The organism is Bacillus sp. PK6-025, assembly GCF_056530265.1.
In genome coordinates this window covers 408,607-434,275 of sequence record NZ_CP096509.1, presented here as the reverse complement: position 1 = coordinate 434,275, position 25,669 = coordinate 408,607, and the positions used below count along the sequence as shown (strand labels likewise).

Below are 25,669 nucleotides of genomic sequence, written 5' to 3'. Positions count from 1 at the left end.
CCTCCTTATTTCTTCTGTTTCATTCCTTCCCAGCGCTTCGCTTCAGACAGATGGATTCCAAATTGGTCCAGCGTCCGGAATACGATATGGTCGACCATTTCGGTCAGATTTTGGGGATGATTATAAAAAGCCGGCATCGGCGGCAGGATCACCGCGCCCATTTTTGTCAGCTCAAGCATGTTTTCAAGATGAATCTGGTTCAGCGGCGTCTCCCTTGTTAACAGCACAAGCTTTTTCCGTTCCTTCAGCATGACGTCCGCCGAACGGGTCAACAGGTTATCCGCCATACCGGTGCGAATGCCCGCCAACGTCTTCATGCTGCACGGTGCGACAATCATTCCGTCCGTTTGAAAGGAACCGCTTGAAATGCGGGCCGCCTGGTCTTTGTGGGAATACGTAAAAGATGCGAGCTTTTCTACGTCTTTCATCGTATATCCCGTTTCGTGCAGAATCGTTGCCGCTGCCCACGGAGAGATGACTAGGTGTGTCTCTGCGTCGGTTTTCTTCAGCCACTCCAGCATCCGCACGCCAAATATCGCGCCGGTCGCGCCCGTAATTCCGACGATGATGTTCATATGCGCCCCCCTTTCCCTCTTGGTGCTTCAGTTAAAATGATACGCCTCTATTTACCATATTGAAAATATCTGTTAAATCTATATATAATACTTTAAAGGTATAAAAAGGAGTGCCGAGAAAATGGATATTCGCCAGTTAAAGTACTTTGTTACGATCGCACAGGAAGGAAAGATTACAACGGCGGCGAAACGGCTTCATATCGCCCAGCCGCCCCTCTCCAGACAGTTGAAGCAGATGGAAGAGGAGCTCGGAGTCGTTTTATTTGACCGGAACAAAAAGAAAAACCTGACGCTGACCTATGAAGGAGAAGTGTTTTTGAAAAGAGCAAAAGAAATCCTGCACAAGCTTGAGGATTCCATCTTGGAGGTTCGGGAGCTGCGTGAAGAAGTCAACGGAACCCTTGCCGTCGGTTCAACGATTTACTGTGCGGCTCTATTGCTCTCAAAAGTCTCGAAGATCAGGGAAATGTACCCGAATTTAATGTTTAACATTTGGGAAGGTGAGCCTTCACGGCTGAGCGGGCTCTTGGAAAACCGGCAGATCGATGCGGCGGTCACGACAACGCCTTTCCACAGCAAAAATATCGAAGCAAAGAGCCTGCCGGAGGTCCCATGCAAGCTCGTTCTTCCGGGGAATCAGTCGTATGGCTTAAAAGGGGAAGCCGGAATGAAAGAAATTGCCGGTCTGCCGCTGATTCTGCTCAGACCGTCGCACGGAAAAGGGATTTATGATGAGGTCGTCCATCACTTTCACTCATTGGACCTTGAGCCGAGTGTCGTCTGTGAGTGCCATGATTCTACAACGCTCCTCAGCCTTGTCACCTCGGGATTCGGAGCAACGATTCTGCCGCTGTCCATGCTGCCGGCGCATTTTGCGCGTCATGTTCAGACATTGGAGATTCAAGACAATCCGTTTATTCTGCAGCCATCTGTCGTTTGGCGGGCCGGCAGTTTTCTGCCGAAGCCCGTAAGAGAGTTTTTGGCTTTATTTTGATAACAAAAAAGAAAAGGCATCATGCCGATGCCTTCTCCTTTTCATTGGTTATAGCAGCTTCTTCCCTAACAGCGATTCGATCAGTTCGACGGCCGCCTCACCGGTTTTATTTTTATGATCAAGTATCGGGTTGACTTCAACAAACTCGGCAGAAGTAATGATATCTGCGTCATAAAGCATTTCCATCGCCAAATGGCTTTCCCTGTAGCTGATGCCTCCGACGACAGGGGTGCCGACTCCCGGAGCGTCGCTCGGATCAAGACCGTCCAGATCGAGGCTCAGATGAATGCCGTCGCAATTTGCTGACAGATACTCGATCGTTTCCTCTATCACCTTCGTCATGCCAAGCCTGTCGATTTCGTGCATGGTGTAGACTTTCATGCCGGTTTCACGGATATATTTGCGCTCTCCTTCATCAAGCGAGCGCGCACCAATGATGACGACATGCTCCGGCTTGACTTTCGGCGTATAGCCGTGAAGGTTGACCAGCTTTTCGTGGCCGACACCGAGACTTACCGCCAGCGGCATACCGTGGATGTTGCCTGACGGCGATGTCTCCAGCGTATTTAAGTCGCCGTGTGCGTCATACCAAATCACGCCGAGTTGTTGATAATGCTTGGCTACCCCCGCCAATGTCCCGATGGCTATGCTGTGGTCTCCGCCCAACACGAGCGGGAAGCGGCGCTGCTCGATGACATTGTCGACGATATCAGCCAGCTTGCGGTTTCCTTCGAGTACGGAAACTAAATTTTTCAGCCCTTCGTCTCCTTTTGGCTGATCGCGATTGATCGGCACATCGCCCAGATCATCGATATCATAGCCAAGCTCGGTCAGACGTTCCACGATATGAGCGTAGCGAATCGCGCTCGGTCCCATATCCACACCGCGCCGCGCCTGTCCCAAGTCCATCGGCATTCCAATCAGAGAAACTTGCTTATTCATCAATAACCACCTCATCGTTTGTTTTGTTTTGATAGATCAATGCTTCTTGTCGCTCAAGACCCTGGCGTTTTTTCACAAATACGTGATAAACAAAGTAGCAGGCCGACATGAACAAAATCCCGCAGTACAATGCCATCCTCTGCTCTGAATCAAAGGCAAGGCTCACAAGGACGGCGCTGTTTAAAATAAATCCCGTCAGCGGCAAATAAGGGTAAAGAGGCGTTTTAAATTTCAAGTCTTCAACCTTACCGCCTTCTTTAACATATCTTCTGCGAAATAGCAGCTGTGATACCGTAATCGTGATCCAGCCGACTTGTGCGCTTAAACCGGCTAGAGACAGAAGCCAGATGTAGAGCGTTTCCGCGGCAACTACGCTTGAGACGAGGGACAAACCCGCAAAACCGAGCGTGATCCACAGCGCATTCATCGGGATCCCTCTTTTATTGACCCGGCTTAAAGCCTGAGCGGCCATTCCTTCTTTCGCAAGGGAGTAAAGCATCCTCGTCGATGCGTACAAACCCGAATTCGCCACCGATAATAAAGCAATTAAAATAACAAAGTTCATCAGATCGGCGGCATACGGAATGCCAATTTGTTCAAATACGACAACGAACGGGCTTTCAACAACCCCCGCTTTTTCCCATGGAATCAACCCCGCCAGGACAAATACGGACAGGCCGAAAAACACGAGTGTCCGCCAGACCGTCTGTTTGATGGAGCGGGGCACCGTTTTTTCCGGATTTTCGCTTTCCCCCGCCGCGATCCCGATCAGCTCTGTCCCTTGAAAGGCAAAGTTGACGGTGATCATCGTGATAAAGATCGCGCCGAATCCGTTTGGAAAAATTCCGTCTCCAATCAGATTGGAAAAGAACGGTGCAGCCTGTCCGTCTTTCATATCGATAAATCCGAACATCGCGCCTCCGCCGAGGATAATAAACAGAAGGATGACGATAATTTTAATGCCGGACAGCCAAAATTCCGATTCCCCGAAGGCTTTCGCCGATAGCGCGTTAAGCGAAAAAAGCAGCAGACCGAAAATCAAACACCATATCCAGACGCCGACATCGGGAAACCACCTTTTCATCAGCTGCCCCGCCGACAGAAATTCCAAAGCAACCGTAACCGACCAGCCGAGCCAGTAGATCCAGCCGACGGCAAATCCTGTGGCAGGCCCGATAAATTTTGTCGCGTACGTCTGAAAAGAGCCTGAAACCGGCATTGCCACTGCGAGCTCCCCGAGGCAAAGCATCGTAAAATACATGATCATTCCGCCCGCTAAATAAGAAAGAATCGCGCCGATCGGCCCGGCTTCATTGATCGTATATCCTGTTCCAAGAAAAAAGCCGGTTCCGATGACGCCGCCAAGCGAGATCATAAACAAATGGCGTGATTTCATCGTTCTTTTCAGTGTATATTGTTCACGGTTTTCATGGTTCAAACCGCCTTCACCCCTTCCGTCTCCATTCTCCCTAATGTCATCTCCCCCTATGACATATAGACTATTTTTTAAATCTTCTGAACATTTTCCTGATATTTCAATTTTTGACAAACTTCGCACATGCGGCGAAAAAACGGGCTGAACAATCCCCTTATTGTTCAGCCGTCCGCTTTACTTCGACAAAACACGGGTAATCTTTTCAATCGCCCAATCCAAATCCTCATTTGAAATAACAAGAGGAGGCGCAAAGCGAATCACCGTTTCATGCGTTTCTTTGCAGAGCAGGCCTTCTTCTTTCAAACGCTCGCAATACGGACGCGCCGCCTCGGTCAGCTCAACCCCGATGAACAGCCCTCTGCCGCGCACTTCTTTGATTTTTGGATTATCGATTTGCGAGAGCTTCTCTTTAAAATATTCTCCGAGCTCCAGCGACCGTTCAGCGAGCCGCTCATCTTCCAACACTTCAAGGGCGGCGATCGATACGGCGCATGCAAGCGGGTTCCCTCCGAAAGTCGACCCGTGTGAGCCGGGATTAAACACGCCAAGCACATCCCTGTTTGCAGCAATACACGATATTGGGAACACGCCGCCTCCGAGCGCTTTTCCTAAAATGTACATGTCCGGTGTGACATCCTCCCAATCAGAGGCGAACATTTTGCCTGTTCGCGCAAGCCCTGACTGTATTTCGTCAGCGATAAACAAGACATTGCGTTCTTTACAGACTTCTGCAGCCTGTTTCAAAAAGCCTTCCGGCGGAATGACAATACCCGCTTCACCCTGAATCGGCTCAATTAAGAAAGCGGCCGTATTCGGTGTGATCGCCTGTTTCAGCGCCTCCAGATCCCCGTATGGAATCAGCTTGATGCCAGGAAGCATCGGCCCGAAACCGCGTTTATACTCTTCTTCTGATGAAAGCGACACAGCCAGCATCGTCCGGCCGTGAAAATTGCCTACACATGCGATAATTTCAGCCTTATTGTCCGGAACGCCTTTTACATCATAAGCCCAGCGCCGGGCTGCTTTAATCGCGGACTCAACCGCTTCCGCTCCGGTGTTCATCGGCAGAACCATATCTTTCCCCGTTAATGAAGCGACCTTTTCATAGAAAGGACCGAGCTGGTCATTGTGAAAAGCTCTCGACGTCAAGGTGATTTTGTCGGCCTGATCTTTTAACGCCTGGATGATTTTCGGATGCCTGTGCCCTTGATTCACTGCGGAATAAGCGCTCAGCATATCCATGTATCGGTTGCCTTCCGGATCTTTCACCCACGCGCCTTCCGCTTCAGAAATCACGATCGGCAGAGGATGATAGTTATTCGCGCCAAAATGTGCGGTTAGCTTCATAATTTTCTCGGACTTTGATAGAACCGTCATTCTGATTCCTCCTTCTTATTTTTGGACATACATGCCAGATGTCGTATTTTGTTTCACACTATTTTATATGCAAGGATCGTGCCAATCTTAAAACCGCAAATTTTCAGAACATTGCATGTATAATTCGCAAAAAATTTTGCGGTTTTTATTCAAAGGTGCAAAAATAAATGCATATTTTTTTGCACCCTTATCAAATCTTCACTTACAATGGAGAGACAGTTACGAACAAAGGGGGATGTCACTTGCTGAAGAATTATGATTTACTCAAGCTTATTTTTCAAAGAATTATAGATGAAATCGATATCGGCTTGCATGTCGTCGACGAAAACGGCACATCTGTTGTCTATAACAAAAAAATGAGCCAGATTGAAGGGATGGATGTCAACGATGTGCTCGGCAAAAACGTGCTGGACGTGTTTACCTTTGCCAGCCAATATGACAGCACTCTCCTGCAGGCGCTGCATCACGGGAAAACGAACAAAAACGTCAAGCAGACCTACTTCAATAACAAGGGCCAGGAAATTACGACCGTCAATCATACGTTTCCCATTATGGAAAACGGGAATACGAAAGGAGCGGTTGAGATTGCCAAAGATGTCACAAAGCTTGAACGGCTGATCAGAGAAAATATGAACAAAACAGAAAACACAAAGTATACGTTTGACAGTCTGATCGGCGTCAGCCCGGCGTTCAAGGAAGTCATTGAACATGCAAAGCGGGCGACCCGGACCTCTTCCTCCATTCTCATTGTCGGCGACACCGGAACCGGAAAAGAACTGTTCGCCCAAAGTATACATAACGGAAGCCAGCGGTCGACTGGCCCATTCATCTCACAAAACTGCGCAGCCCTCCCGGAAAGCCTCGTTGAAGGCCTTTTATTCGGCACGGCCAAAGGCGCATTCACGGGTGCCGTCGATCGCCCGGGTCTTTTCGAACAAGCAGACGGCGGCACACTTCTCCTTGACGAGATCAATTCTTTGGACTTCAGCTTGCAGGCAAAGCTTTTGCGCGCGATTCAAGAAAAAACGATCAGGCGGATCGGCGCTTCGAAGGATACTCCGATCGATGTCAGGATCATCGCGACGATGAACGAAGATCCAGTCGACGCGGTCAGCGGGCAAAGACTTCGAAAAGATTTGTATTACAGGCTGAGTGTCGTCACCTTGTTCATTCCTCCATTAAAAGATCGAAAGGAAGATATCATGCCGCTCACCCAGCATTTTATCGACAAATACAACGCATTGTTCCAAATGGAGGTCAAAGGTTTTGAAGAAGAGGTGCAGCGGTTTCTGCTTTCATATGATTGGCCGGGAAACGTCAGAGAACTTGAACATTTAATTGAAGGCGCCATGAATTTGATGTCTTACGAAGACAAACTCGAGCTCACGCACCTTCCATTGCAATACAGGACAAAACCAGCGGCAAAAAAGCAGCTGCCGCAGCAGGGCTATGATCTGTTCGCCCCGCTTCCTTCCGTCTCGGCAGCTCCTTTGAAGGAACAAATCGAGAATGCCGAAAAATATTATATTCAAAAAACCGTTAAAAAATGCAATTACAATGTGTCCCAAGCGGCGCGGGTTCTGGGGATCAGCAGGCAGAGCCTGCAATACAGGCTTAAAAAATGGAAGATCCGTTTTGATCAGGAATCAGAATGATTATCACTAAAAACGAATTTCTTGACTCATACTAAAAAAGGTTTATGCTTTACTTTTGTAAGACCGTTAAGTACAATCATATCAACTAAATCCAATCAGAAAAGTGGGGAATAAAATGAAGAAAGCAATATTCGCTGTATTACTGACGCTGTTGATCACCGTGATGGCCGCATGCGGCGCGTCAGGGGACAATTCCAAGGATAAAAACGCAGCAGGCGACAGCCTCTGGTCTTCAATTAAAGATAAAGGCGTTTTGACCGTCGGTACTGAAGGAACGTACGAACCATTTACATTCCACGATAAAAAAACAGATCAATTAACAGGTTATGATGTCGAAGTGATGCAGGAAGTCGCCAAGCGCCTCAACCTGAAAGCTGAATTTAAAGAAACGCAGTGGGACAGCATGTTTGCCGGCCTCAACTCCAAGCGTTTTGACGTCGTTGCCAACCAAGTCGGGAAAAAAGACCGTGAAAATCAGTATGATTTTTCCGATTCATATACAACTTCCCAAGCCGTCGTTGTCACAAAAGCGGACAACAACGATATAAAAGCTGAAGGGGACGTCAAAGGGAAAAAAGCTGCACAATCTTTGACAAGCAACTATAATGACCTTGCGAAAAACGCCGGCGCTGAAATCGAAGGCGTGGAAGGAATGGCTCAAGCGTTTCAGTTGATTCAGCAGGGCCGTGTCGACCTCACCTTTAACGATAAACTGGCGGTGCTGAACTATTTGAAGACATCAGGAAACAAAAACCTGAAAGTCGCTTTTGAAACAGGCGAGCCGCAAACTACGCATTTTGCTTTCCGCAAAGGAAGCGGCGAGCTGGTTGACAAGGTCAACTCCGCGCTGAAAGACATGAAAGAGGATGGCACACTCGCGAAAATAGCGAAGAAATGGTTTGGCGAAGATGTTTCTAAATAATATACAAGCGGCGGCCATCGGCGCGGCGATCCCCTGGGATCTTGTGCGTGAATCATTTTGGCCGATCTTTTTAAGGGGAATCTATTACTCGATTCCCCTTGCCATTCTCTCTTTTATATTCGGTATGATCATCGCATTGATCACGGCGCTGGCGAGAATGTCCAAATCCCGCATTTTAAGAGCGGTTTTCGGCATTTATGTCTCAGCGATCCGCGGAACGCCGCTGCTCGTTCAGCTATTCATTATTTTTTACTTGTTTCCAGCATTTCAAATCACGATTGACCCGTTTCCGAGCGCGATCATTGCCTTTTCATTAAATGTCGGCGCATATGCTTCGGAAATCATCAGGGCTTCCATCCTTTCCGTTCCGAAAGGGCAGTGGGAAGCGGCTTATTCGATTGGAATGACTCAAAAAACGGCCCTTACCAGGGTCATCCTGCCGCAGGCTGTACGCGTGTCGATTCCGCCATTATCCAATACATTCATCAGCTTGGTTAAAGACACATCGCTTGCGTCACAAATTCTTGTTGCTGAATTATTCCGGAAAGCCCAGGAAATCGGGGCCAGCAATCTAGACCAAATTTTAATCATTTATATGGAAGCCGCATTCATCTATTGGATCATCTGCTTTGTTCTCGCGCTTGTTCAGCAGCAGATTGAACGGCGATTGGACCGGTATGTGGCCAGGTAAGGAGGGAAATAGACAATGCTTGCGATCAAAGGGCTGAATAAATCCTTCGGCGAAAACGAGATCTTAAAAAAAATCGACCTGAACATCGAAAAAGGAAAAGTGATCGCCATCTTAGGGCCTTCCGGTTCCGGCAAGACGACGCTGCTTCGCTGCCTGAACGCTTTGGAAATTCCGAACCGCGGCATTCTTTCTTTTGACGATTTTACCATCGATTTTTCCAAGAAAAATAAACCGGCTGACCTCCTTCGACTGCGGAGAAAGTCGGGAATGGTGTTTCAGGCCTATCACCTGTTCCCGCACCGCACCGTGCTTGAAAATGTGATGGAAGGGCCGGTAAAAGTGCAAAAGCGCAATAAAGAAGAAGTCAAAAAGGAAGCCGTTCAGCTTCTGCAAAAGGTCGGCCTAGAAGACAAAATGGACCTTTATCCATTCCAGCTTTCCGGGGGACAGCAGCAGCGCGTCGGGATCGCCCGCGCTCTGGCCATCAAGCCAGAACTGATGCTTTTTGACGAACCCACATCGGCGCTTGATCCCGAGCTGGTCGGTGAAGTGCTGAAAGTCATGAAAGACCTTGCAAATGAGGGCTGGACGATGGTTGTCGTCACCCACGAAATCAAATTCGCGCAGGATGTCGCAGACGAAGTCGTCTTTATCGACGGCGGCGTCATCGTCGAACAGGGTCCGCCTGAACAAATTTTCTCAGCCCCTAAGGAAGAACGAACAAAACAGTTTTTAAACCGGATTTTGAATCCTGTATAAACATGACCCCCTGATCTGACAAGATCAGGGGTTTGTCATTTTTTACGTTCAATCAAATCTCGAATTATTTTGCTAGAATGACGAAGTCCTGTGGATTAGACCGGATGAAAGAACTAATTCTTTTCAGACTGCCGGAAACGATCCCTTGGAACCGCTCGTATAACTCATTCATTGTATCAGCATTGTGCCCATTAATTTCAATAACCTGCTTTGTATCTTCGAGTAGCTTCAACAGGTTTTCATCACCGAAATAGCGCAAAGCCCCGGTCACACCTGTCCAATATCCCGGTGCCTGCAATAAATAGGACACCCAGGAGTAAAACTCTTGGGCGGAGTCCTTTGCATGGTCATAGAAAACCCTAAACATGCACAGGGCCTGCTGACTCCTGTTCAAACTAGTAATCGCTTCTGATTTTGCCGCGGCATCCTTTCCACGAATACTTAGTAGGGTAGACTCAACACATACCCATCCGAGCCTCTCATCGCTTAATGTATCAAACTCCGCTTGTGTTATCGTTACTAATGTCATTATCCACATCCTTTCTTTTGACTTACACAAATGTTAATAAAAAATTCACTCTGCTCTTACGATAGATAAAGCAGTTTCTGTAACTTCCATTATAACAGTCATCAACTGATGATTTTCTGTTTGCTCTGCTGTTCCTTTTTGTTGTTGCTCCTGCTGCAGTTGCCCTAAGTAGTTCATACCTTGTGATATGGCTCCCCAGAATTGCATAGCCATAAGATTTACACTTCCTTGCCGTATCGAACCTTGTTGCATGCCTTGTTCAATGACCGAAGCGATGGGTTCAATAAATGCTTTTACCCATTCAAAAGGAGAAAGCTGTTCTTCGGTATACAGCAAATGAATGTCTAGACTGATTCTCATGTAAAAACGTGAAAGGGCTGGTTCCTTCAAAACCTGCATGCATACTAATCGTGCATACTCGCTTAATAATTCCAAAGGAGGCCTATCCTGCTGAAAGTGAGACACCGTCTTCTGCTTGGTCTGGGCCATTATATCCTCATACAATTCACGGAACAAGGTTTGCTTGTTCTTAAAATAGTGATACACCAACCCACGCGCCAGGCGAGCCTGTGCTGCAATATCGCCAATTTCGGTAGCTGAGTACCCTTTTTCAGCATACACCAAGATGGCTGCTCGTAAAATTTCCTGTTTCCGCTGTCTTCGAATTTCTTCATTCTGTTCCTTTGTACGTGGTGACAAGAAAAAAACCTCTTTTCATTGACATTCATGTCAATCAACATTATAAAAGAATATCGAGAAACTGTCAACAAAAGGAAATACCATTACGGTCTCTTGGGCGTTTAGTAGCTTCGGTAGTAAAAGGAATCAACTCGACCGTCACTGCTTCCGATTGATAAGTAAAACTCGCCCAACCGCGACGAAATTAAACTCTTTATTGTCAAGTCTCTGCTAGTAGAAAACCTCTACATCTTCCCTAGGAATCCGTTAAGAAGTTGAACGGTTCGAATAACGCTTGAATCAAAGATTTATTTATTCATTTTTTGCCGCCTCATTTATTCAAACTGAAAAAGGTTTGTCGACACAACAAAACAGCCTGATCTCTCTGGATCAGGCTGTTCTTTTTTATTCTGCGGCCAGTTTAAACTTGGATGCCGCTTGATTCAATTCTTCCGACAAAGCGGAGAGCTGCTGAATGGCCGATGCGATTTCCTGCATGCCGGCGCTTTGCTGCTCCGCTGCTGCCGCGACTTCCTCAGAACCTGCCGCCTGCTCTTCGGTAACGGCGGAAATCTGTTCCATCGCAGCCGAAATGTTTTGATACGATTTTTCGACTTTTAACAAAGACTGAAGCAACTGATCGGTCCGTTCGGCAAATTGAGAGATCCCTTTAAAAATTCCTGAAAAGTTCTCGTAAGTGCCGTTGATTAATATTTGCCCTTTGTCAACCGCTGCGTTTCCTTCCTGAATGCGTTCCATGACAAGCCGGCTGCTCTCCTGCGTGCCCGCCACAAGCTGGGAAACGGATAAAGCGGCATCTGCCGAGCGTTCAGAAAGCTTTCTGACTTCTCCCGCTACAACAGCAAAGCCCTGGCCTTCTTCACCGACCCGGGCGGCTTCAATTGAAGCATTGAGCGCCAGCAAATTCGTCTGTTCGGCAATAGAGGAAATCATTCCGATGACTTTTTCAATTTCTTCGGTATGGTTTTGCATCTCTGCTGCTGCTTGTTTGGACTCTTCCATCACGTTTTTAATCGTCTGGGTCTGCCGCAATGTTTCTTCGACAAGCTCCTGTCCGGTCTTGGAATCCTTGCTGACGCCTTCGGCAACGTTCTTCATCTCGTTCACTTCTTCTGTGACGTGTGTAAGCTGATGATCGATTTCGGCAGCCGATGTGTGGCAATCCGAAACGGACGAGACCACTTCGTTGATCCCCTCGCTCATGCTGTTCATCGATTCAGCCACCTGGGCCGCGCTTTCGCTCGATTCAGCCGATACATTTTTCAGCTGGAGACTCGTCTTAGATACCTCTTCAGAGGAAGCTGAAATTTGCCCAATCAATTGTTGTAAATTTTCGCTCATCCGCTTGAACGATTCGGCAAGCTTTCCGGCTTCATCACGGCTCTTGACAGAAATGTCGGCCGACAGATCGCCGTCGGCAATTTTTTCTGATGCCTTCATCAGCTGCCTGATCGGCTTCGCGATAAAAGAACCGAGAAAATAGGCCATGGCCATTCCGAGCAGCAAGACAAATGCTGCGATCGCAATTGTATACCACTTCGCTTTTGCAGCCGTCGCCGGAATCACGGAAGCATCAAGATCGATCCCCAAAATTCCCACCTTTTCGCCGGAGCTGTTCTCAAGCGGCTGAAAAATCGACTGGTGAATGCCGTATTCATCCTCATACACGTCGCTTACCGTCTCTTTGTTTGTCGTTAAGGCTTCTTTCATTTCAGGAGAAAAACTGTAATCCGTGCCGAAATCATCGGACGTATCCGACAGCACGAGAATCCGCTCCTTCCCGCCCTCATTGGAAAGGATATAGATATTTTCAAGATTGTTTTTCTTTTTCAGGCTGTCCACAGCCATTTTTGTCTGCTTGTAAAGCGGATTGTCCGCAGAATCGATTTCAAGCGGATTCCCGTCCAGACGTTTGATTTGGTTTTCAGCAAGATGAATATCGGTATAAAGACGGTTTTGGAACTGCTGTCTCAGCTGCTCTGACAAGTCTTTGCTGATATAAGTAAACACAGCTGAAAATGATGCGATCGTGATTAAAAGCACTAAGGCGACGCCAATCATAATTTTGACTGAAATGTGTTCTGTTAGCTTTTTCTTCAACGTTTTCATCGTCTATATCCCCTTTAATTTGTCATGAGAGATCCATGCTCCCGGCAGACTTCCTCAATATTTTCTTTTAAATAATCGATAATTCCCGGGACATGTTCAGGCATGGTATACGGAGAAATGACGAAAAATTTGCTGACGCAAAGCGGTATCTCAGTCCCTTCACAGGATTTCACAAGCAAGTGCTTTTTCGTATCGCCAAAAAACATCTTGTCCCTTTTTGTTCCGAGCTTTTCAAATAGTTTTTCAGTGAGTGCATTGTTTCTTTCCAGCTCTTGAATGGTGCATGCTCCCGAAATTTCGTCTTCAAATCTAGGGGCACCTTCAGGATAAATGCGAAACAGCGTAGACATGCCGAAGTTGTCCGGGTTCACAATATCGGCCTCCGGAATCTGCTGAGAAAGCTGTTCCCTAAAATGCAGGTTGACTTCAAGAAACTGTCCGAGCAGCTTTTGATAGCCTTCATAGCCAAATGCCATCAACGCGCTGTACATACTGATCGAACTGGCCATGCGCGAACATTCCAGCGTGTAGCCCGTATGGTAGTCCCCATAGCCGCGGTGGCCGACATACGGCGTCTCATCAGGATCCAGATCGATCCGTTTTAAGTCATTGCGATCTTTCACAAGAAACAGGCTCGTCACATAAGGCGTCTGTCCGAGCTTCTGAAAATCAAAACAAAGCGAATCGGCTGCGTGCAGATGCCTCATTTTTTCCTGAATCGGCTTGATCATGCTAAGAACACCGGGACTGAAGGATAAAGCGTTCTCATTCAGATCGTACTCATTAAAAAAGGCAAAAAATCCTCCCAGGGCGGAATCGGCGTGGATATGCGGAACCGGCAGCCCGAAGCTTTTCGCCGTTTCTTCAGCCGCACGGCGGACAGCGCTCACATCATCGATGCCGATCGCATCTGTCGTTCCTGTTGTAGCTACGATATAAACGGGAATCCCCCCGGCTTCGCAGACTTGTCTAAGCTTCGCCCGCAAATCTTCCGTATCCATGGAATGGTCGAGATTTGTTTTGACTTTAATTAAATGATCGCTCCCGAGTCCTGCGGCTTCCATTGACTTATACAAGCTGTAATGAGCCGCTTCAGAACAAAACGCGTAGAAATTGCCGGGAACCCCTTCTTTCAGCGATGACGGCGCCATTTTGGCAATCGCGATTCTGAGGCCGCTGTATACCGCACCTTGTCCTCCCCACGTCGTGTAGCCTCCGCTTGTTTCGGCATCATACCCCGCAAGCTTTGACATCATCGCCGTAACTTTCACTTCCGCCTCCGCTCCGGCTGGACCGTACACATCCCACAGGTTGTTCCCATTGACCATGAACGTCGTAAGCATGCCTAATATCCCCGGGATGCTCGCCATCGGCAGAATGTTTGTGAAAAAGTATTTGGTATGATACGGATGGCCGTGCAACAGCTTCAACAGCTCTTCGTTGACCTCTTTCATCGGCGCACCTTCGTGCGGAATCCGGCTCTCTGCGACCAGCTTTTCATAAAAGAAGCCCTCACGGTTCTTCTCGCCGCCAAGGTTGACCTGATCTGGATTTTTCAGCTCGTCCACTCCCTCGATCAGCTGTTCAATCAATGATAGGAATTCATGTCTTTTCGCTTCATTTCCGTCCTCGCTCGGAAACCATTTCTGTACATCCGGTGTATTGCGTTGCTGCATGATTTTCTCTCCTGCCTTGTCTTTAATATTTCGGAAAAAGTTTTCACTTGCCATATCGGTATAATATTCCTATATTTTTAGGCCTTCGCTCAAAAAGTTCATGAAATTGTTTAATCTTTTACATTTTCTTTTAAATAAAAAAACTTCTTAACGATATATTAAGAAGTTTTCGAAACATTTGAGCGCTATTTCCGTACAATAGAATGATAAATTCATATTGGAAAGGATTTCTTTAAAATGAAACAAGAAAATGAGAAAAAAACATTCAGTATGAGAATGCTGCTCAATATGGTCGGCCTATTCGTCTTTACCGGCATGATAGTCAGCGCATATACCCAGGCTTTTTACTTGGATGAACATCTCGAGATCTGCCGCTTTGTATACATGACGGCAAGAGAGTGGAAAGAATTTTTTTTGTTTGTGTCCGGGACGGCCATCATCTATTTCGTTTTGGCAAATGTTCTTTCATTCAAGAAAAAACGCTGAAGAAAAACTTAGTGCTTTCGTCTTCTCCATTCCTTCGTTTCCTCTTTAAAGGCAAGATACAGACAGACGATCAAGGCAATGATCAAAGCAATCCAAACGGGCATCGCCAGAAAAGGTGCATAGTTCAATATAAGCAACAGTGCGAGACAGGCTAAAACGGAAAGACAGATCAGCCTTACTAAAAAAATCAACGCCATTCCCCTCCTTTTTTCATAACATCTGCTGTTTTTTCCCTGCAAACTGCTGAACCGCAATGACAGCAAAGAGCCAGCCTACAAGAACGGCCCAAGCGCTCGGTTCGCCCATTGGCTCTGTCGAATAGAACTGGCAGATGATGCTTCCTCGAAAGAAACAAAAGGGTCCAGGACCCTTATCAGACTCTGAATTTCTCCCCTCCACAATGGAAAATGTATCTCTACAGCTATCATACATCATTTTCATCAATTGGAATATAATCATAATTATGTAAATTGAAGAGCCGCATTCCGAAATCCGCATTTATCCGTTCTGAAGAATGTGATACAATGACAATCGATTGTTTTTTTGAAAAGAGGGGAATCCATTGAAGCGGGAACTTGTTTTGCGCTGGCTTTTTTATTTTGTCGGATTGATTGTTTTGTCTTTTGGGGTTTCTCTTACGATTGAAGGGAAAGTGCTCGGCATCGGTCCTTGGGATGCATTTCACTACGGGTTGTATATGCTTTTGGGCCTTACAGTCGGCCAATGGGCGATTATTGTCGGGGCGGTTATCGTAGGTTTAACGTCCTTATTTACAAAAGCATGGCCGAAAATCGGCGCCGTGCTTAATATGCTGTTAATCGGTATTTTTATAGATTTCTTTACTTATATTCTTCCAGACCCGGAAACGTATATTTCAAGCACTGTCGTATTCGTGATCGGCGTCATTTTTATCGGTTACGGAGTCGGCATTTATGTGTCGGCAGATCTTGGTGCGGGTCCGCGCGACTCCCTGATGCTTTTGATTTCCGAGAAAACGGGCTGGAACGTTCAGTGGGTCCGCAACGGAATGGAGCTGACGATTTTACTGATCGGCTGGCTGCTCGGCGGGCCGATCGGCATCGGCACTGTTTTAACCGCCATTTTAACAGGCCTGATTTTGCGGTTTTCTTTGCCTCAGTCCAAACAGCTTTTAAAAACAGCTATGACAGGAAGGCGCATCAGAGCTGCCAAGCCTGTACATATGTCGCTGAAAAAAAAACGGATGAGCGTTTCATCCGTTTTTCTCGTTCAGATTATTTCTGTTTTACCACCGGTATCCAAATTTCGGTGATATGGTCTTGCGCCATAATATCCCCGTCCTCAGGATAGGCTTCAAATTGCGGCGCGTTCGCCAGTTCATAGCCCGTCGCCGGAAACCATTCTGAGAAGATTCTTTCCCATGTGGCTTGAACAGCCGGATTGACGGGACCGATGGCCTCAAATACGGCCCAAGTTGCGGCGGGAATCGATTTTCCGACACAGCCGGCAGGCGTATCGGCGGTTGTTTTTTCGACCCCGATGACATAATTGAACGTATCGGCTTGATCGTTAAAATCCATGCAGACGCCAAGGAAGCCGAGCGGGCCGATATCCGGCTTTAAAGAATCGGTAAAGCCGTTGTGATTTAATTCGTTCCAAAAAGCCGGAATGTCCTTTTTGTTTTGATCATCCTTCACCGTAACCTCCAACGCTTTGCCGATCACCTGAAACGGTTCTTTTTCAACAATCTTGTAATTCATATCCTCCACTCCCTTTATTTGAATATGAAAGGATAGACGCGGAAATGCCCTGAGCGTCCTGCCTTTTTCACGGGCCTGTGAAGGGCTGATACCGTGAAGGCGGCTGAATGCCTCCTGAAAATGATTCCGGTGTGTTGTAGCCGTATTTAAAAGCAGCATCAACCACTTTTATATGTGAAGCAGCCAGCTCCTGCGCGGCGACTGTCAGCCTTCTTTTCCGAATGTAATCGGCAAGGGTAACACCCGTCAGCATGTAGAACATCCGCTGATAATGAAAGTTCGAACAGTATGCGATTTGGGCGATTTCTTCGTGTTTCAGCGGCTGATCCAAATGCTTTTCAATATAATCGATGCTTTCAGCCAAACGATTCAGAATGTCCATTGTTTCCGCTCCTCTCATTTACAACGATACTTCATGCCAATCAGAAATTCCGGTCATTCCGTGCGTTGTTGTGACAGGAGCCGAACAGCCATTTGACGGCTTCCGGAAAACGCTTCGCAAACCTCTCAAGCCGATGTGAGCCTCCTTCATCAATGACAAACTTCAGTTCTTTTTCGAAGGCGGCGCTTTCGGTTAACAGGCTGAAGGCTTCCTTCGTCCTCGGTATCATCTCCTTCTGCAGATTATCCCTGTCTGCTCCTTCCATGCTTCCAACATCCATATAAATGCGCAGATGCTCATTTTCAAAGCGGTTATTCTTCATAAACTCGGTCATTCCTTCAAACCAGAAAGACCCTGACAAAGATCCGATTTTCCCAAATGTCTTAGATGCTAAATACGCCGTGTAAACCGAGATCAATCCGCCGAACGACTTTCCGATGATTCCTGTATGTTCACGGCTTGGATTTGTTCGGTAGCGCCTGTCGATATAGGGCTTAAGCCGATTGGCCAAAAAAGCGGCATATTCGTTGCCCTTCCCGCCGTACGCCCGTTTATTCGGCAGCAAATGCGGTTTGGGAAAAGGCGTGTATTCGCTTTCCCTGTCTTTCGGAGCCACTCCGACCAGCAGCAATTCCGGCACTTCCTGATTCGAAAACAGCTTTTCGATTGAGGGCAAACTGCCGCTGTGTGCCGGATCGAACAAATCGCCCAGATCGTGTACGTATAGGACGGGATAGCGGTTATTACTGCTTCCGTATGAAGGAGGAAGATAGATCAAAAGCTCCCTCCCGAAGTATGTATCTTTTATCAATGTTCCGTCTATCATGTTCATCACTCCATTCTGCACAGGTATCATGCCTATCTTTCCTGCTGCCTGTTTGCTAAAATGAAAGCAGAAAAAATATCATGTGAAGAGGTTGCATTTGATGAAGATTTACGCCGTTTATATGGATCAGCTGCCGGAAGCCGGCCAATTTAACCGAATGATGGCCATGGTGTCTGAAGAAAAGCGCAAAAAAGTGGGCAGATACAGATATCCCGAAGATGCCAGCAGGACGCTGATCGGGGAAGTGCTGGCGAGGCACATCATCAGTGAAACGTTTCATTTACCGAACGATCAGATCCGTTTTACGGAAGGAAGGTACGGCAAACCGGCTGCTGAAGGTCTGAACGACTTTCATTTCAACATTTCCCACTCCGGAAACTGGATCGTGTGCGGAGCTGGCACCAAGCCGATCGGAGTGGATGTCGAAAAAATCAAGCCGATCAATTTCGACATTGCCGAGCGGTTTTTTTCTCCTTCAGAGCACCATGATCTCATGGAAAAGGACGACTCAGAGCGCCTGTCGTATTTCTATCATTTGTGGACGATGAAAGAAAGCTTTATCAAACAGGCGGGAAAAGGCCTGTCTCTGCCGCTTGATTCCTTCTCCGTCAAACTGAACGAACAAGGACGCGCTTCGGTGGAAACTCCCCCAGGCTATCCGCCTTGCTATATCCAAGCCTATGAAATTGACCCAGGCTATAAAATGGCGGTGTGTTCCGCCGCACCTGAATTTCCAGACCGCATTGTGATGAAAAGCTGCGCTGAACTGTCAACGCTTTAAAAAGTTCCGCTCTAAAAATAAGCGGTTTCCACCGCTTGCCGCAAGCGGTCGATGCCGCGGCGGATGTCGTCTTCCTTTACATTGGACGTATTGATTTTTAATAGATTTCTTTTTGGAAAGGCCGACATATAATGAGCGTTTACCGGTTCGAGCAGGACGTTCCGTTTTTGTAAGCTTTTGATCAGACGGGACGCCGGGATCGTCCGATCCAATTCGATGTGGGTGTGGATGGCCGGATGGCCGTGTGGATGGAATTCAAGCACATCCCCCAGTGACGCGGCACATTCTTTTAGCAGATCATGCAGAAGGCATGATCTTTTTTGATAGGAAGAACGGATCTTTTGCTTATGCTTTTCAAACATCCCGCTCTTCAAATAGATCTCCAAAGCGGCCTGAGACAGCATGGAACTGTCAATGTCGAGCAGCTGTTTGTACCGGTTGAACACATCTGTCAGAGAATCGGGCAGCACAGCGGCTCCGACCCGCAGACCCGGAAAAATAATCTTGGAGAAACTTTTCAAATAAATGACGTGTGAAGAAACGTCATAATAATGTAACGGGTCCGCCTTTTTATGATTCTCCAAATCTCCTAAAAAATCATCCTCGGCGATATAGACGTCATACTTTTCCGCCAGCTTGACGATGGCCATTTTTTCCCGTTCCGTATAGGAAGTCCCGAGCGGATTGTGGAATCTCGGCATCGTATAAAAGAATTTGATGTCTTCGGTTTGGAAAATTTGCTCCAGCTCGTCCATATCGATGCCCTCAGCGGTTCTCTCGATGCCGATTGCGGGTATGCCGTGAACTTCAAGGTATTGAATCAGTAAATGATAGCTCGGCTGTTCGATCAGAATTTTCCGCTTCCGGTTGGGAAAAGGCATTGAAGCGAGCAGAGCGAGGGCCTGCTGCACGCCTGATGTAATAAAAATGTGTTCCTCTTTCGCAAACACCTGGCCGTTGGCAAGCTCTTTTTGTATGGCCTCGATTAATGACGGAAGACCTTTCGGCGTCCCATAGATAAACAGATCGTTTTTGTATGTGTCAATGGCTTTATTGATGCAATGCTGAAAATCGATGTATGGAAAGACATCAGGATCAGGAGCAGATGCTGAGAAATCGATCACAGCCTTTCCGGGATTTGGTCGCTGATTCGTTTTTTTCACGACGTAATAGCCGCTTTTCGGCACTGAGTAGATGAGGTGCTGTCTCTCCAGCTCGCTAAACGCCCTGATGACCGTGCTTTTGCTTACTTTGAAGCGTACGGACAGCTCGCGGATGGACGGCAGCCTGTCCCCTTCCTGAAAGGATTTGTCTTCGATCATATCCTCCAATTCGTTCATCAGCGCTACATATTTGTGCATGTTCGTCTCCTTCGCCAATCTGTAACGGTACAGATTCCGTTTTTTTGTATTGTATCAGATTTCGCTTCCGTATAAGATGACAGAAGCCGGTAAAATATCTGTATTGCATGCATACTTTAACGGAGATGATCGACTTTGAACAAATCTGCTTATGCGGCAGCTTTGCTCTATGCTTTTATCATTGGGTTTTCTTTTTTCTTTGTCAAATTGGCTCTCACTGCAGCGAATCCGGTCGATATTCTGGCCCATCGCTTTACGGTCGCTTTTTTGGCCGCGCTTTTTCCCCTTCTGCTTGGATGGGTAAAGATCGGCATCAGCATGAAAGATGCGCTGAAGGTACTGCCTTTAGCTTTATTTTATCCTGTCATGTTTTTTGCTTTTCAAGTGTTTGGGCTCGTCTACACGTCTTCGTCTGAAGCCGGCATCATTCAAGCGGCGATCCCGATCTTTACGATGATATTCGCCGCTTATTTTTTAAATGAACGGTTTACGAAGCGGCAATTCTTTTTCACCGTCTTGTCAGCGGCGGGGGTGGCCTGCATCTTTATGATGAAAAGCGCAGGCACCGGAAGCTCCGATTTGAGAGGGGCGGCGCTGATTTTGCTTTCGGCGCTTTCATCGGCGGGCTACAGTGTGCTCGCGAGAAAGATGACACGCACCTTCAATTCGCTTGAATTAACATATGTGACCACTGGTGCGGGATTTCTCTTTTTCAACGGCATCGCCGGGATCAGTCACATGGCAGACGGCACGCTGAGCGGATTTTTTGCTCCCTTCACTGATCCGGTGTTTATTCTTTCGGTTTTGTATTTGGGCGTGTTGTCATCGTTTGCGACATCATTTTTATCTAATTATGCTCTCTCAAAAATAGAAGCTGCGAAAATCAGCATGTTTAATCATCTGGCGACACTGGTGACGATTTTGGCTGGGATCATATGGCTGGGAGAATCACTTGAATGGTTTCACTTCGCAGGAACGGGGATGATTATTGCCGGACTGATCGGAGCGACGATGGTCAGGCCGGAAAGTCGGCTGAAAAAAGGCTAAAAAACGGAAAATCGGCTGTTTCAACACACCGATTTTCCGTTTTTCTTTATATTGCCGGGCGGGGCCTCCTTGCGGCTGGCCGCGGCAATCGTTTTGATCTTCGCGGCTACTTGTTCCGTTTTTACTAAAAGATACATATGGCCGCCTTTGAAATAGTGGAAATCGATCGTACGCGCCCACTTTTTCCAGCCATGCGCATCCTTCATGCATTTCTCATCGCGATCTCCGTTCAGGATATGAACAGGCGACATGAGCGGCGTATGATCCGTATGGCAGAACGTCTCAAGCGCTCTGTAGTCCGCTCTGAATGACGGCAGGAAAAAGTTCATGACTTCCCTGTTATCTTTCAGTTGTTGGGGTATTCCGCCAAGCTGGATGAGATGGTCGAGAAATGCGTCATCATTTTTGTGAGACACTTTTTGCCGCTGAATATGAGGCGGCTGAATCGCTGAAATCACCGCAGCTGCCGGAAAGATGCCTTCTTGTTCAAGCTTTTGCGTCAACCTGTAAACAACCATCCCGCCCATGCTGTGGCCGAACAGTACGAATGGAGCGGAGAGCCTCGGCTTGAGCGCCGCTATATACAGATCGACGAGTTCTTCCAAATTGTCGACAAACGCCATTCGATTTGTTCCGTGTCCAGGCGGTTCGATGGCCAGTACTTCAAAATCTGCTTTTAAATGTTCATAAAGCGGTCCGAATGATGCCGAATATCCCCCGGCAAACGGGAAACAGATCAACTGCGTGCCGCCTGCCGGCGCTCCAAACTGCTTAATGATCTCGTTCATTTATCATGCACCCCCGATTACAGCGGCACGTTCGCCCAAAATCTGTCTGATCAGATCTGCATTGGTTTTGACAAAGACGTCCGCGAGCATTTCATCATGTCTTCCAGCACCTTGATATTCATCATAAGAAGACTCCGTTCCTTCTTTCCACGTCGAAAGCCATTCCGGGAGCGGTTTCGCGTGCTCTGATTTGATCAAGTGAATCTCGCAGCTGACCGTTCCTTGATGGACAAGATTAACAAAGTAAGAATAATAGGCTGCCATCTTTTTGGCGATGCCATCGGCAACCGTCTTGATTTTCATATATTCATTGTCCTTGTTGGCTTCCATCAGAGCAGCTGTATCAGCTTCAATTGACCGCCCTTCTAAATCGCTGACACCGTTCTTCATATATGAATCGATCATCAGCAGCTTTTCGACTTTCCGCCCGTTCTTTTCGAGTGTTTGCGCCACTTCAAAGGCGAGTCCGCAGCCGGCCGAATAGCCGATCAATGTCAGCGGCCCTTCAGGCTGAAGGCCGGAGATGGCTTCTGCGTAGCGCACGGCGCGGTCATCGCTTTCTATAAAGTCAAACGCATGAATCTTGTATTCCGGCATTTGTTCGGCCAGTTTGCCGTACACGATGCCATAGCCGAGGACAGGTGGGAATGCGAACAAATGGCGGGTGCTTTCCTGATTGAAGACGGTTTTTTTCACGTCATCCGTATGTCCGCCCTGGTCGATATAAGCCGCGAGGCCCTCGATTGTGGGCATTTCAAACAACACATTCACCGGAACATCGATGGCGAGATCTTTCAGCATCCGGGAGGTGACAGCCATAGCTTTCAATGAATGTCCCCCAATTTCAAAAAAGTTCTCGTCTATTCCGATCTGCTGTCTACCGAGAACCTCAGACCAAATGATCGCAAGCTTTTCTTCCGTCATATTGCGAGGTGCACGGTGCTCTGTTGGATTCGGCCGGCCATCTGCTTCAGAAAGAAGGCGGCGGTTGACTTTTCCGTTTGCGGTGAGCGGCAGCTCTTCAAGCATGATATATGCATCCGGCACCATGTAAGCCGGGAGATTCCGAGCCAGTTGGCGGCGAACCTCCTCGTTCGAAACCACAGCTCCCCGCACCGGGACGACATAGGCGGTGAGCGCCGCATCCCCATTCCCTCTTTTCTTGGCGATTACAACGGCTTCCTTTACGCCTTGACAGCGCATCAGCTCCTCTTCGATTTCACCGAGCTCAATTCGGTGGCCGCGGATTTTCACTTGATCATCGATCCGGCCGATGAAGTCGATATTGCCGTCCGGCAGCCAGCGGGCCAGATCCCCTGTCCTGTACATCGTTTCACCGCTGTTGAACGGATGCGGCACGAATTTTTCCGCAGTCAGTTCCGGCCTGTTTAAATAGCCACGCGATACCCCTGTACCGCTCAGACACAATTCACCTACCGCTCCAATCGGTTGAAGCCGGTTATTTTCCGTTAGAATGTATGCATTGGTTTCGTTTATCGGCTTGCCGATCGGAATGGAAACCGCGTTGTCCTCAATGCGGTTGACCGGATAGAACGTCGCGAAGACGGTCGTTTCCGTCGGCCCGTATACATGAATGATCCTGTCCGGTCCCATGGCGGCAAATGCTTTCTTGACATGGCTGACAGATGAGCGCTCTCCGCCGAACAGAACTTTGCGAATCCCTTTCATCCACTCTGTTCCCGCATCGACCAGGAGGTTGAACAGCGCCGTTGTCACAAACATGACCGTGATGTTCTCCTTCTGAATCGTTTCTGTCAGCTTGCCGATATGGAGAATCGTCGCCTGATCGGCCACTACCAGCTTTGCTCCGTTTAAAAGCGCGCCGTACACATCAAATGTGAAGCCGTCAAACGCATAGTTTGAAAGGGACAGCAAGGTGTCTTTCTCGGAAAGGCTGATGTAGTTTGTCTCTTTTACAACTCTTGTAATATTGGCATGTGTCGTCAGATTGCCTTTCGGTTTTCCCGTTGTGCCTGACGTATACATGATATAAGCAAGGTCGTCCGGTTCGGCGGCAATTTCAAGGTTTCGCCCGCTTTCTGCAGACACCGCCGGATCGTCGATCAAGATCGTATTCTGATGAAAAGAAAGCGACGCCGCCTGTCCGGCAAGCTCTTCTTGTGTCAACATGCAAACAGCCCCGCTGTCCTCCAGCATATACTGAATTCGCGCTTCAGGATATTCCGGGTCAATCGGCAGATAGGCGCCCCCTGCTTTTAAGACGGCGAGTATCGCGATGACCATTTCCGGCGAACGGCGGAACAAAAGAGCGACAGGTTCGCCGCGGCCGACGTTCTTTTTGCGCAAAAGATGCGCGACCTTGTTCGCCTGTTCGTTCAATTCCCGATATGTCAGCGTCCGCCCGGCCGCTGATACCGCGGGCTGTTCCGGGAGCGCTTCAGCACATTGCTCAAACCGTTGCGGGATCGTCAGCCCGGTTTGCTTCCGTTGGACTTGACCGTTAAATTCATGGAGAAGGCGCTCTTTTTCCTTTTTGGATACGACACAAATGTCGTCAAGCGGCTGCTCCGGATTTGTGATGATCTCGCGAATAGCTGTCAATAGCTGTTCTTTTAGCTGCAAGATGAAAGATGGTTCGAAGACATTCCTGTTGTATGCGAGTTTCAGCAGCATTTCTTCACCCGGTGAAGCAAGCAAATTCAGATCATAATTCGATTTTTCGAAAACGGTGATATCATCCATTGTGAAGCCGAGATTTTTTTCTTCGTGCTGTTTGTTGGCTTCTTGCAGCGGATAATTTTCAAAAACGATAATGTGGTCGATCAAGTTCGGCGCTGCTATATGACTTTGGATATCATAGAGCGGCATATATTGATGCGGCTCAGCTTCAAGCGCCTGCTTCTGCAAATTAGCGACAAGTTCCGTAAAGGTCGTGTGCGCGCCAAAGGTTACCCGTTTCGGGACGACATTGATAAACAAACCGACCATGTGCTCGACACCTTGAATGTCAGCGGGGCGGCCTGACACAACTGTACCGAAGATCAGATCGCGGGATCGCTGATAGCGGCTGAGCAGCACCGACCACACCGCCTGAAGAGCCGTGCTCAACGTGGTATGATGCTCTTTTGCAAGCTGTGTGAACACTTCTGTATCTTCTTTTGGAAGTGTAAACAGCAGTTCTTCCGGCTGATTGCCGGCTTGCTCCGGTTTTTTCCGCTGTTCGCTGAATGTCGTCTGCCCTTCGAATCCGGCTAAATGATGTTCCCAGTAAGCCAGCGATCTTTGTTTGTCCTGACTTTCGAGCCATTTAATATAGTCTTTGTAAGGTTTGACGGGCCCGAGGCTGTATAGCCTGTTTTCGCGGAGCGCGTTGTACACTTCAAACAGTTCCTGTACGACGATCCCGAAGCACCATCCGTCCAGAAGAATATGATGATAGCTCCACACCCATTCGTAACGGTCCTGTCCCTTTTTAAAAACCGCGGTTCTCATCGGAATGTCTTTTGAGAGGTTAAACCCTTTTTCTTTATCTTTTCGTTTATAATCTTCGATTCTCTTATTTTGTTCTGCTTCAGAAAGTCCTGATAGATCAATTTCTTCTGCCTGAAACGACCTTTCCTTTAAAACGACTTGAACCGGACGTTTCATTTTTTCATGAACGAAAACGGTTCGGAATATATCATACCTGCCGATGATGACATTCATGCTTTTTTCCAATATATCTTTTTGAAAAGAGCCTTTCACCTGCATGCTGATTTGTTCAATATAAAAGCTTTGTCCCGGATGCAGCAGCGTATGAAAAAGCATCCCTTCCTGCATCGGCGACAAATAGTATATGTCCTGGACATGTTCTTTTTTGAACTGGCTCAAAATCGTATCCCCCTTTCATAGGCTCGCCCGCTTAACAAGCGGGC

At 47.7% G+C, this 25,669-nt stretch carries 23 protein-coding genes and 1 pseudogene; 9 read left to right on the top strand and 15 right to left on the bottom strand.

The features are described from left to right. Positions 1-5: 5 nt before the first annotated feature. A complete protein-coding gene (locus tag M1D67_RS02210; RefSeq protein ID WP_020450128.1) occupies positions 6-575 on the bottom strand; it encodes a non-oxidative hydroxyarylic acid decarboxylases subunit B in 570 nt (189 codons plus the stop codon). Between the two features lie 121 nt (positions 576-696). Here M1D67_RS02210 and M1D67_RS02205 point away from each other — a divergent pair, with 121 nt between their 5' ends. After that, positions 697-1,569, top strand: a complete 873-nt coding sequence (locus tag M1D67_RS02205; protein WP_224146471.1) for a LysR family transcriptional regulator — start codon at positions 697-699, stop codon at positions 1,567-1,569. Between the two features lie 48 nt (positions 1,570-1,617). On the opposite strand, the gene rocF is transcribed toward M1D67_RS02205, so the two are convergent. The 3 genes from rocF to M1D67_RS02190 all read right to left on the bottom strand — a co-directional run bounded on the left by rocF (position 1,618) and on the right by M1D67_RS02190 (position 5,323). Next, positions 1,618-2,511 (bottom strand): arginase, encoded by an 894-nt coding sequence (gene rocF / locus M1D67_RS02200; RefSeq protein WP_020450126.1) that lies wholly within the window; start codon positions 2,509-2,511, stop codon positions 1,618-1,620. Beyond that, positions 2,504-3,907 carry an amino acid permease gene (locus tag M1D67_RS02195; RefSeq protein WP_223254835.1) on the bottom strand — a complete coding sequence of 468 codons (1,404 nt, stop codon included), beginning with the start codon at positions 3,905-3,907 and terminating at the stop codon, positions 2,504-2,506. The genes rocF and M1D67_RS02195 overlap by 8 nt, the downstream gene beginning before the upstream one ends. 213 nt (positions 3,908-4,120) lie before the next feature. Further along, positions 4,121-5,323 (bottom strand): ornithine--oxo-acid transaminase, encoded by a 1,203-nt coding sequence (locus tag M1D67_RS02190; RefSeq protein WP_479831569.1) that lies wholly within the window; start codon positions 5,321-5,323, stop codon positions 4,121-4,123. Positions 5,324-5,565: 242 nt separating this feature from the next. Between M1D67_RS02190 and M1D67_RS02185 the strand changes: the two genes are divergently transcribed. The 4 genes from M1D67_RS02185 (at position 5,566) to M1D67_RS02170 (ending at position 9,350) form a co-directional block, all read left to right on the top strand. Next, on the top strand, positions 5,566-6,978 hold the full coding sequence (locus M1D67_RS02185; protein ID WP_023855659.1) for a sigma-54 interaction domain-containing protein: 1,413 nt from the start codon (positions 5,566-5,568) through the stop codon (positions 6,976-6,978). A 115-nt stretch (positions 6,979-7,093) separates the two neighbouring features. Further along, entirely contained in the window at positions 7,094-7,900 is an 807-nt protein-coding gene (gene tcyA, locus M1D67_RS02180) for a cystine ABC transporter substrate-binding lipoprotein TcyA (protein ID WP_020450122.1), read from the top strand. Continuing rightward, entirely contained in the window at positions 7,887-8,591 is a 705-nt protein-coding gene (locus M1D67_RS02175) for an amino acid ABC transporter permease (RefSeq protein ID WP_020450121.1), read from the top strand. Before tcyA ends, M1D67_RS02175 begins: the two co-directional genes overlap by 14 nt. A 15-nt stretch (positions 8,592-8,606) precedes the next feature. After that, on the top strand, positions 8,607-9,350 hold the full coding sequence (locus M1D67_RS02170; protein WP_003178866.1) for an amino acid ABC transporter ATP-binding protein: 744 nt from the start codon (positions 8,607-8,609) through the stop codon (positions 9,348-9,350). Between the two features lie 64 nt (positions 9,351-9,414). On the opposite strand, the gene M1D67_RS02165 is transcribed toward M1D67_RS02170, so the two are convergent. From M1D67_RS02165 to M1D67_RS02150, 4 genes are all read right to left on the bottom strand, one after another. After that, a complete protein-coding gene (locus tag M1D67_RS02165) occupies positions 9,415-9,879 on the bottom strand; it encodes a hypothetical protein (protein WP_035337254.1) in 465 nt (154 codons plus the stop codon). A gap of 45 nt (positions 9,880-9,924) precedes the next feature. Continuing rightward, positions 9,925-10,578: a TetR/AcrR family transcriptional regulator gene (locus tag M1D67_RS02160; protein ID WP_035337257.1), complete on the bottom strand. Its 654-nt coding sequence runs from the start codon at positions 10,576-10,578 to the stop codon at positions 9,925-9,927. A gap of 384 nt (positions 10,579-10,962) precedes the next feature. Continuing rightward, complete coding sequence (locus M1D67_RS02155; RefSeq protein WP_020450119.1) at positions 10,963-12,687, bottom strand: methyl-accepting chemotaxis protein; 1,725 nt, start codon at positions 12,685-12,687, stop codon at positions 10,963-10,965. Between the two features lie 14 nt (positions 12,688-12,701). Beyond that, positions 12,702-14,363 carry a pyridoxal phosphate-dependent decarboxylase family protein gene (locus tag M1D67_RS02150; protein WP_050820856.1) on the bottom strand — a complete coding sequence of 554 codons (1,662 nt, stop codon included), beginning with the start codon at positions 14,361-14,363 and terminating at the stop codon, positions 12,702-12,704. 237 nt (positions 14,364-14,600) lie between these two features. On the opposite strand from M1D67_RS02150, the gene M1D67_RS02145 reads away from it, so the two are divergent. Further along, on the top strand, positions 14,601-14,849 hold the full coding sequence (locus M1D67_RS02145) for a hypothetical protein (protein ID WP_020450117.1): 249 nt from the start codon (positions 14,601-14,603) through the stop codon (positions 14,847-14,849). An 8-nt stretch (positions 14,850-14,857) separates the two neighbouring features. On the opposite strand, the gene M1D67_RS02140 is transcribed toward M1D67_RS02145, so the two are convergent. Continuing rightward, positions 14,858-15,046 carry a hypothetical protein gene (locus M1D67_RS02140; protein ID WP_020450116.1) on the bottom strand — a complete coding sequence of 63 codons (189 nt, stop codon included), beginning with the start codon at positions 15,044-15,046 and terminating at the stop codon, positions 14,858-14,860. A 365-nt stretch (positions 15,047-15,411) separates the two neighbouring features. On the opposite strand from M1D67_RS02140, the pseudogene M1D67_RS02135 reads away from it, so the two are divergent. Further along, a pseudogene (locus M1D67_RS02135) lies at positions 15,412-16,050 on the top strand (YczE/YyaS/YitT family protein); the annotation flags it as partial. Between the two features lie 52 nt (positions 16,051-16,102). On the opposite strand, the gene M1D67_RS02130 reads toward M1D67_RS02135, so the two are convergent. From M1D67_RS02130 to M1D67_RS02120, 3 genes are all read right to left on the bottom strand, one after another. Next, positions 16,103-16,588 carry a GyrI-like domain-containing protein gene (locus tag M1D67_RS02130; protein WP_311179153.1) on the bottom strand — a complete coding sequence of 162 codons (486 nt, stop codon included), beginning with the start codon at positions 16,586-16,588 and terminating at the stop codon, positions 16,103-16,105. 67 nt (positions 16,589-16,655) lie between these two features. Further along, positions 16,656-16,970: a helix-turn-helix domain-containing protein gene (locus tag M1D67_RS02125; protein WP_479831568.1), complete on the bottom strand. Its 315-nt coding sequence runs from the start codon at positions 16,968-16,970 to the stop codon at positions 16,656-16,658. Positions 16,971-17,010: 40 nt separating this feature from the next. Beyond that, the gene (locus M1D67_RS02120; RefSeq protein ID WP_020450112.1) at positions 17,011-17,826 is read right to left on the bottom strand and encodes an alpha/beta hydrolase; all 816 of its coding nucleotides are present in this window, start codon (positions 17,824-17,826) and stop codon (positions 17,011-17,013) included. A gap of 70 nt (positions 17,827-17,896) precedes the next feature. Between M1D67_RS02120 and M1D67_RS02115 the strand changes: the two genes are divergently transcribed. Further along, the gene (locus M1D67_RS02115) at positions 17,897-18,577 is read left to right on the top strand and encodes a 4'-phosphopantetheinyl transferase family protein (protein WP_020450111.1); all 681 of its coding nucleotides are present in this window, start codon (positions 17,897-17,899) and stop codon (positions 18,575-18,577) included. A gap of 11 nt (positions 18,578-18,588) precedes the next feature. On the opposite strand, the gene M1D67_RS02110 is transcribed toward M1D67_RS02115, so the two are convergent. Further along, entirely contained in the window at positions 18,589-19,938 is a 1,350-nt protein-coding gene (locus M1D67_RS02110) for an aminotransferase-like domain-containing protein (protein WP_020450110.1), read from the bottom strand. 135 nt (positions 19,939-20,073) lie between these two features. On the opposite strand from M1D67_RS02110, the gene M1D67_RS02105 reads away from it, so the two are divergent. Continuing rightward, entirely contained in the window at positions 20,074-20,985 is a 912-nt protein-coding gene (locus tag M1D67_RS02105) for a DMT family transporter (RefSeq protein ID WP_020450109.1), read from the top strand. 20 nt (positions 20,986-21,005) lie between these two features. Here M1D67_RS02105 and licTE read toward each other — a convergent pair whose 3' ends face one another. Both licTE and licC read right to left on the bottom strand, forming a co-directional pair. Next, positions 21,006-21,773: a lichenysin biosynthesis thioesterase LicTE gene (licTE, locus tag M1D67_RS02100; protein ID WP_479831567.1), complete on the bottom strand. Its 768-nt coding sequence runs from the start codon at positions 21,771-21,773 to the stop codon at positions 21,006-21,008. Positions 21,774-21,776: 3 nt separating this feature from the next. After that, a complete protein-coding gene (gene licC, locus M1D67_RS02095; RefSeq protein ID WP_479831566.1) occupies positions 21,777-25,625 on the bottom strand; it encodes a lichenysin non-ribosomal peptide synthetase LicC in 3,849 nt (1,282 codons plus the stop codon). Positions 25,626-25,669 lie beyond the last annotated feature (44 nt).

Excerpts from the sequence above, each read along its gene's own strand:
- tcyA (WP_020450122.1), top strand. The coding sequence starts at position 7,094 with ATGAAGAAAGCAATATTCGCTGTATTACTGACGCTGTTGATCACCGTG.
- M1D67_RS02175 (WP_020450121.1), top strand. The coding sequence starts at position 7,887 with ATGTTTCTAAATAATATACAAGCGGCGGCCATCGGCGCGGCGATCCCC.
- M1D67_RS02195 (WP_223254835.1), bottom strand. The coding sequence starts at position 3,907 with ATGAAATCACGCCATTTGTTTATGATCTCGCTTGGCGGCGTCATCGGA.
- M1D67_RS02165 (WP_035337254.1), bottom strand. The coding sequence starts at position 9,879 with ATGACATTAGTAACGATAACACAAGCGGAGTTTGATACATTAAGCGAT.
- M1D67_RS02130 (WP_311179153.1), bottom strand. The coding sequence starts at position 16,588 with ATGAATTACAAGATTGTTGAAAAAGAACCGTTTCAGGTGATCGGCAAA.
- M1D67_RS02170 (WP_003178866.1), top strand. The coding sequence starts at position 8,607 with ATGCTTGCGATCAAAGGGCTGAATAAATCCTTCGGCGAAAACGAGATC.
- M1D67_RS02120 (WP_020450112.1), bottom strand. The coding sequence starts at position 17,826 with ATGATACCTGTGCAGAATGGAGTGATGAACATGATAGACGGAACATTG.
- rocF (WP_020450126.1), bottom strand. The coding sequence starts at position 2,511 with ATGAATAAGCAAGTTTCTCTGATTGGAATGCCGATGGACTTGGGACAG.
- M1D67_RS02140 (WP_020450116.1), bottom strand. The coding sequence starts at position 15,046 with ATGGCGTTGATTTTTTTAGTAAGGCTGATCTGTCTTTCCGTTTTAGCC.
- licTE (WP_479831567.1), bottom strand. The coding sequence starts at position 21,773 with ATGAACGAGATCATTAAGCAGTTTGGAGCGCCGGCAGGCGGCACGCAG.
- M1D67_RS02155 (WP_020450119.1), bottom strand. The coding sequence starts at position 12,687 with ATGAAAACGTTGAAGAAAAAGCTAACAGAACACATTTCAGTCAAAATT.
- M1D67_RS02110 (WP_020450110.1), bottom strand. The coding sequence starts at position 19,938 with ATGCACAAATATGTAGCGCTGATGAACGAATTGGAGGATATGATCGAA.
- M1D67_RS02125 (WP_479831568.1), bottom strand. The coding sequence starts at position 16,970 with ATGGACATTCTGAATCGTTTGGCTGAAAGCATCGATTATATTGAAAAG.
- M1D67_RS02205 (WP_224146471.1), top strand. The coding sequence starts at position 697 with ATGGATATTCGCCAGTTAAAGTACTTTGTTACGATCGCACAGGAAGGA.
- M1D67_RS02190 (WP_479831569.1), bottom strand. The coding sequence starts at position 5,323 with ATGACGGTTCTATCAAAGTCCGAGAAAATTATGAAGCTAACCGCACAT.
- M1D67_RS02115 (WP_020450111.1), top strand. The coding sequence starts at position 17,897 with ATGAAGATTTACGCCGTTTATATGGATCAGCTGCCGGAAGCCGGCCAA.
- M1D67_RS02210 (WP_020450128.1), bottom strand. The coding sequence starts at position 575 with ATGAACATCATCGTCGGAATTACGGGCGCGACCGGCGCGATATTTGGC.
- M1D67_RS02145 (WP_020450117.1), top strand. The coding sequence starts at position 14,601 with ATGAAACAAGAAAATGAGAAAAAAACATTCAGTATGAGAATGCTGCTC.
- M1D67_RS02150 (WP_050820856.1), bottom strand. The coding sequence starts at position 14,363 with ATGCAGCAACGCAATACACCGGATGTACAGAAATGGTTTCCGAGCGAG.